The organism is uncultured Halorubrum sp., from assembly GCF_937146585.1.
GTDB lineage: Archaea > Halobacteriota > Halobacteria > Halobacteriales > Haloferacaceae > Halorubrum > Halorubrum miltondacostae.
The window spans coordinates 1-5976 of the sequence record NZ_CAKZRO010000016.1 but is presented as its reverse complement, the minus strand read 5'-3'; the positions used below and the strand labels follow the sequence as shown (position 1 = coordinate 5976).

5 protein-coding genes are annotated in these 5976 nt (G+C 64.1%); 3 read left to right on the top strand and 2 right to left on the bottom strand.

Features of this window, described 5'->3' with window-relative positions:
• The first annotated feature begins 174 nt into the window (after nucleotides 1–174).
• Both Q0116_RS01365 and Q0116_RS01360 read left to right on the top strand, forming a co-directional pair.
• Complete coding sequence (locus tag Q0116_RS01365) at nucleotides 175–1203, top strand: ribonucleotide-diphosphate reductase subunit beta (protein ID WP_297884767.1); 1029 nt, start codon at nucleotides 175–177, stop codon at nucleotides 1201–1203.
• A gap of 2 nt (nucleotides 1204–1205) precedes the next feature.
• A complete protein-coding gene (locus Q0116_RS01360) occupies nucleotides 1206–2894 on the top strand; it encodes a ribonucleoside-diphosphate reductase subunit alpha (protein ID WP_297884766.1) in 1689 nt (562 codons plus the stop codon).
• Nucleotides 2895–2964: 70 nt separating this feature from the next.
• Here the strand turns inward: Q0116_RS01360 and Q0116_RS01355 are convergent, their stop codons facing one another.
• Nucleotides 2965–4194, bottom strand: coding sequence for an SPFH domain-containing protein (locus Q0116_RS01355; protein ID WP_297884765.1), 1230 nt, complete (start codon nucleotides 4192–4194; stop codon nucleotides 2965–2967).
• A 203-nt stretch (nucleotides 4195–4397) separates the two neighbouring features.
• Between Q0116_RS01355 and Q0116_RS01350 the strand changes: the two genes are divergently transcribed.
• Nucleotides 4398–5702, top strand: coding sequence for an O-acetylhomoserine aminocarboxypropyltransferase/cysteine synthase family protein (locus Q0116_RS01350; protein WP_297884764.1), 1305 nt, complete (start codon nucleotides 4398–4400; stop codon nucleotides 5700–5702).
• 54 nt (nucleotides 5703–5756) lie between these two features.
• Here Q0116_RS01350 and Q0116_RS01345 read toward each other — a convergent pair.
• On the bottom strand, nucleotides 5757–5976 hold a 220-nt coding region (locus Q0116_RS01345; RefSeq protein WP_297884762.1), incomplete at its 5' end, for an aminopeptidase.

Genomic DNA, 5976 nt, shown 5'->3' with positions numbered 1-5976 from the left:
ATTGGTAATACTTATACCAGTGGAGTCTGTGTGGTCCGATACGGTTCACACGGCTACACGCACTACGCTGTGAGACCGTCCCCCGAGCGACACGACTGCGGTCGGACCCACCGGACAGACGATAGACAGTGGCAGCGGCAATCCAACGCAATCGGTCACGTTCGAGACGGCCAAATGAGTGAAAGCGAAAACGCGAACACCAACGCGAGTACAGACGAAGATATCGAGACGGACATCTTCTCGGAGCGAACGCAGCTGAAACCCTACGAGTACAACGAGTTTCTCGACTACGTCGAGGCGATCCGGAACAGCTACTGGGTACACACGGAGTTCAACTTCGACGGAGACGTCCAAGACTTCAAGGTCAACACGACTCCCGCCGAGCAGACCGTTATCAAGCGGACGATGTTGGCTATCGCGCAGATAGAGGTACAGGTGAAGACGTTCTGGTCGGACATCTACGAGGAGATGCCCAAAGCCGAGGTCGGGAACGTGGGTATGACCTTCGCGGAAAGCGAGGTGCGGCACATGGACGCCTACAGTCACCTACTCGACGTCTTAGGAATCGCGGACGATTTCGAGCAGGTGACTGCGGAGCCGGCGATGAAAAAGCGGATCGAGTACCTCGACGAGTATCTGGAGAAGAGCGAGAGCGACGACGAACGGGAGTACGTGATGAGCATCCTGCTGTTCAGCACGTTCGTCGAACACGTCTCGCTGTTCAGCCAGTTCCTCATCATGACGAGCTTCGACAAGCACGAAAAGAAGTTCAAGGGAATCGCGAACGCCGTCGAAGCGACCAGCAAAGAAGAGCAGATCCACGGGCTGTTCGGGGTCGAGCTGGTGGAGACGATCCGCGAGGAGAACCCGGACCTCTTCGACGACGACTTCGAGGAAGACGTTCGAGAAGCCTGTCGGCAGGCCTACGAGGCAGAGACGGAGATCCTGGACTGGATATTCGCTGACGGGGAGCTGGAGTTCCTTCCCAGGGCGCACGTCGACGCGTTCCTGCGAGACCGGTTCAATCAGAGTCTCGAAAACGTCGGCGTCGAACCGATATTCGAGACGGACGACGACCTGCTCGAAGAGACGCGATGGTTCGACGAGGACATCATGATGACGAAAGATAACGACTTCTTCAGCAAGCGGTCGACCACGTACAACAAGCACACGCAGAGCGTCACCGCCGACGACATGTTCTAACGATGGCACAAACAGCACTCGAAAGCGTTGAGCAACGACAGACGGAACCGTTCTACTGGCTGAACGAGGACAGTCGGGAGTTCCTCAGAGAGGGATACCTGCTCGAGGGCGTCGAAGCGGAAGAGAGAGTCAGACAGATAGCGGAGCGCGCCGAAGAGATCCTGGATGAGGAGGGCTTCGCGGACAGGTTCTACGAGTACATGAGCCGCGGCTTCTACAGTCTCGCCAGCCCGATCTGGTCCAACTTCGGACTGGACAGAGGCCTGCCCATCAGCTGCTTCGGCAGCTACATGGAGGACAACATCGAGAGTATCCTCCACACCCAAGCCGAGGTGGGCGAGATGACCAAGCAGGGCGGCGGCACGAGCGGGTACTTCGGTGAACTGCGGCCGCGGGGCAGTCCGATAACGAACAACGGCAAGAGCAACGGGAGTTACAGCTTCACGGAGCTGTTCGATACGATCATCAACGTCATCAGCCAGGGCGAGACGCGACGGGGGCAGTTCGCCGGCTACATCGACGTCGAACACGACGACTTAGAGGAGTGGCTCAACATCAAAACCGAGGGGGACCCGGTACAGGACATCTACTACGGCGTCATCGTCGGTGACGACTGGTTTCAGGCGATGATCGACGGCGACGAGGAGAAGCGGGAGACCTGGGCGAACATCATCGAGACCCGGATCAACATCGGCGTTCCGTACATCATCTTCCGGGGGAACATGAACGAGGGGAAGCCGCAGGTGTACAAGGACAAGGACTACCAGATAAACGCGTCCAACCTGTGTACCGAGATCGCGTTGCCGGCCACGGCAGAGGAGAGCTTCGTCTGCTGTCTCTCGAGCATGAACGCGCTCCACTACGACGAGTGGAAGGACACCGACGCGGTGGAGACGCTGACGCGGTTCCTGGACGCGGTGATGGAGGAGTTCATCCAGCGCACGGAGGGCGTCCGGTTCATGGAGCGGGCCGTGCGGTTCGCGAAGCGACACAGAGCGATAGGGATCGGCGTACTCGGGTGGCACAGCTACCTCCAGCGCAACATGATCCCCTTCGACAGCATGGAGGCGATGGAGAAGAACGGGGAGATCTTCCGGACGATCAAAGAGCGGAGCTACGAGGCGAGCGAGGCGCTCGCCGACGAGTTCGGGGAACCGGAGGTCCTCGAGGGCTACGGCAGGCGGAACGCGACGACGATGAGCGTGGCGCCGACGAAATCGAGCAGCGTCATTCTGGGGCAGGTCAGTCCGAGCATCGAGCCGCTGAAGTCGAACTACTTCGTGCGAGACGGCGCGAAGCTGAAGTCGACGCAGAAGAACAGATTCCTTCAAGCGATTCTGGCGGAGCGGGGCAAAGACACGCGCGACGTCTGGGACAGCATCGCAAACAAAGACGGGAGCGTTCAGCACCTCGAGTGTCTGACGGACGAAGAGAAAGAGGTGTTCAAGACCTTCGCCGAGATACCGCAGATGGCGATCATCAACCAGGCAGCACAGAGACAGAAGTACATCGACCAGGCACAGAGCCTGAACATCTCGATCGACCCGAGCGAAGTGAGCGTCAAAGAGATCAATCAGCTCTACATCGAAGCCTGGAAGAAAGGGGTCAAGAGCCTCTACTACCAGCACAGCGTGAACGCCGCACAGAAATTCAGTCGAGACATTCTCGAGTGTCGAGCCTGTGAGAGCTGATCGCCACCAGTAGTCGGCGCGGCCGCGGCGATCCCTTTCGTCGTCGACGCGTGGCAGCAGCGAGTCGGGATCAGTTCCCCGGCCGCTCGCTCTCCGCCTCCAGTTCGATGTCGCGGTCGGCCTCCCGGGTCGCCGCCTCCTGCTTGGCGAGGTCGACGTCGCGGGCCGCGTCGCCGTCCCGCGTCTCGTCAGTCCGGAGGTCGTCGTCCGCCACCGTGTCGAGCTGTTCGAGGGCGCTCTCGATGTCCTCCAACCCGAGGAGCTTCTCCGTCTCCTCGTCGAACTCCTTGCCTTCCAATCCCTCCATCTGCTGGACGTCAGAGCCCGAGAGGGCCTTGCCGTAGCGGCCGACGAGGCTGGTGAGCTCCTGCGGCAGGACGAACGTCGTGGACTCGCCCTTGCCGATCTCCTCTAAGGTCTCCATGCCGCGCTCGATGATGGCGCGCTCGCCCATCGACTCGGCGGAGCGCGCGCGGAGGACGGTCGAGATCGCGTCACCCTGCGCCTCGAGGATCTGGCTCTGCTTCTCCCCCTGTGCGCGGATGATGTTGGACTGCTTGTCACCTTCCGCCTGCTCGACCGCGGAGCGGCGTTCCCCCTGCGCCTCGAGGATCATCGCGCGGCGGCGGCGCTCCGCGCCGGTCTGCTGCTCCATCGCGCGCTGGACCTCTTGCGAGGGGCTCACCTCGCGGACCTCGACGGCCTCGACGCGGATCCCCCACTCGTCGGTCGGCTCGTCGAGCTCCTCGTTGATCCGGTCGTTGATCAGCTCCCGCTGCGAGAGCGTGTCGTCGAGCTCCATGTCGCCGATGACGGCGCGGAGGGTGGTCTGCGCGAGGTTCGAGACGGCGTTCTTGTAGTCGTCGACCTCGAGGAACGCCTTCTTCGCGTCCATCACCTTGATGTAGACGACCGCGTCGGCGGTCACGGGCGAGTTGTCCCGCGTGATCGCCGACTGGCTCGGCACGTCGATCGTCTGCGTCCGCATGTCGAACGCGTACGTCCGCGAGACGAACGGCGGGATGAGGTGGACGCCCGGTTCGAGCAGTTGGCGGTATTCGCCGAAGACGGTGAGCGCCTCCTTGTCGTAGGCGTCGACGATCTCGACGGCGCTGACGACCGTGACGGCCGCCAACAGCACTGCGAGCGCCGCGACGCCGAAGACGAGGCTCTGCCCGAGGAGGGCGACGCCGACGAGGAGGGCGACGCCGAGCGCGAGGTACTGCCAGACCCCGTCCGGGATCTCCGCCAGCACCTCTTCCAGCTCGGCGGAATCGCCGCGCGGACCTTGTGTTCCCATACGTCGAGTTACGGCCCGACGCTGTTAACGGTTGGCACGAGCGCACCGTCGGACCGTCTCACATCTGCGGATCCGCCGCCGCGGCGGTCGTCTCGGAGCTCCGTGACCGTCGACTCGGAGCCCCGCGGCGGTGGTCTCGGAGATACCGGAAACGTCCGCGTAGGCCGGCCGGCTTTAACTACGCGGCGGGGGAACAGAGATCCATGCCAGCAGACGAGGAGGCCGACGCTCCCCGATTCAGCACGCGAAGCGTACACGCCGGCGCGGACCCGGACCCGACCACCGGCGCGCGCGCGACGCCGATCTACCAGACGACCGCGTACCAGTTCGACGACGCCGACCACGCCGCTGACCTGTTCGGCCTCGAGGAGGCCGGCAACGTCTACTCGCGGCTGATGAACCCGACGAACGCCGCCCTCGAAGAGCGGATCGCCTCGCTCGAGGGCGGCGTCGGCGCGGTCGCGACCGCCTCGGGGATGGCCGCGCTCGACGTGACGACGTTCCTGCTCGCCTCGGCGGGTGACAACATCGTCACCTCCTCGGCGCTGTACGGCGGCACCTACACCTACCTCACCCACTCCGTCGAGCGCCGCGGCGTCTCGACCAGGTTCGTCGACCCGCTCGACTACGAGGGGTACGCCGAGGCCATCGACGAGGACACCGCGTACGTCCACCTCGAGACGATCGGGAACCCCGCGCTGGTCACGCCCGACATCCAGCGCATCGCGGACATCGCCCACGACCACGGCGTGCCGCTGTTCGTCGACAATACGTTCGCGACGCCGTACCTCTGCCGCCCGCTCGAACACGGGGCCGACCTCGTCTGGGAGTCGACGACGAAGTGGCTCACCGGCAACGGCACCACGGTCGGCGGGGTCGTCGTCGACGGCGGCTCGTTCCCCTGGGCCGAGCACGCCGAGAAGTACCCGGAGATCGCGCAGGACAACCCCGCGTACCACGGGATCAACTTCGCCGAGCGCTTCGGCGACGCCGCCTTCACCTTCGCCGCGATCACCCGCGGCCTGCGCGACCTGGGCGACCAGCAGTCGCCGTTCGACGCGTGGAACACGCTCCAGCAGACGGAGTCGCTGCCGCTGCGGATGGACCGCCACTGCGAGAACGCCGGGATTGTCGCCGAGTACCTCGAGGACCACGACGAGGTCGCGTGGGTGAACTACCCCGGCTTAGAGAGCCACGAGACCCACGAGGAGGCGACCGAGTACCTCGACGGCGGCTACGGCGGCATGCTCACGTTCGGGCTGGAGGCCGGCTACGAGGCCGCGCGGGCGACCGTCGAGGAGGCGGACCTCGCCTCGCTCGTCGCGAACGTCGGCGACGCCAAGACGCTCGTCATCCACCCGGCGTCGACCACGCACCAGCAACTGACGGAGGAAGAACAGGAGGCCGCCGGCGTCACCGCCGACATGGTGCGCCTCTCCGTCGGCATCGAGGACCCCGCGGACATCGTCGCGGACCTCGAAGACGCCATCGAGGCGGCGACCGAATAGCCGCCGTCCGTCTACCGCCGCCCGGCCCTCGCCGCGTCTCTGTCCCTGACGGTGTCAGTCCTCCGCCTCGAACCCGTCTTCCCACCGGAACGTCCCGTTCCGCTGGACGAGCTCGCCGTCGACTTCCAGCCGCGAGTGCTCGCTCACGTCGGTGATCATGTCGACGTGGACCGCGCTGTCGTTGCCCGATTCGCCCTCGGGCAGGCAGGCGTCGTAGGCGCGGCCGACCGCGAGGTGGACGGTGTCGCCCATCTTCTCGTCGAAGAGGATCGAG